A 686-nucleotide genomic window follows, 5' to 3' on the forward strand; every position below is an offset into this window, starting at 1 on the left:
TTAAGAGAACCGTCCCGGCGGGACAGGTCAGGCAGTGACCTGTTCCACCTCCGGGATGGGTTTGAGATTAAAATGAATTTCGATAGAAATGTGTCTTGTTTTATCTTCGTCAATGCGCTCATGCACGACGATTTCTTTGATTAAGCGGTTGAGGGTAGCTGCGTCCAGCTCTGTGATGTTGGCGTATTCCTGAATGGCTTCCACCCATTGTTTTGCGTCATTGGCAAGCTGGACTTCATCGGACAGCCGCTTTCTGCCCTCGGACACTTTTGTTTTAAGCTCCGTCTGCTCGGTCTGTGTCTTTTCCAGCATGGTGTTGAAATTCTGTTCACTGATACGCCCTGCAATCATATCCTCATAAAGCCGCATTACCATTTTGTCCAGAACCTCAATCCGTTCCTCGTCCCTTGTGAGGGAGCGTTCCATTGCTTCCCGCTGTTCCCGCTGCTCGGCTTCACAGGTATTGGTCAGGCGGTCGGCAACCGCTTCCCCGTCCATCAGGGCAGCTCTGGCACATTCCCGGATTTTCCGCAGCACATGGCTGTAAAGGGTGTCATAGTCAATCCGATGCTGGGTGCAGTGGTTCTTTCCAAAGGCATTGTAGGTCTTGCAGGAATAAATCTGCTGGGGATGTTTTGCGTTTGTGTAGCGTACCGTCAGCGACTTCCCACACTCGCCGCATTTTA

General features: G+C 51.2%; 1 protein-coding gene. It reads right to left on the reverse strand.

Annotated elements, in window-relative coordinates:
- Window positions 1–27: 27 nt before the first annotated feature.
- Window positions 28–686, reverse strand: a 659-nt coding sequence (locus DXA97_RS19855; protein WP_118721466.1) for a DUF4368 domain-containing protein, incomplete at its 5' end; no start/stop codon positions are given.

The organism is Clostridium sp. OF09-36, assembly GCF_003481985.1.
Taxonomy (GTDB): Bacteria; Bacillota; Clostridia; order Lachnospirales; family Lachnospiraceae; genus Brotaphodocola.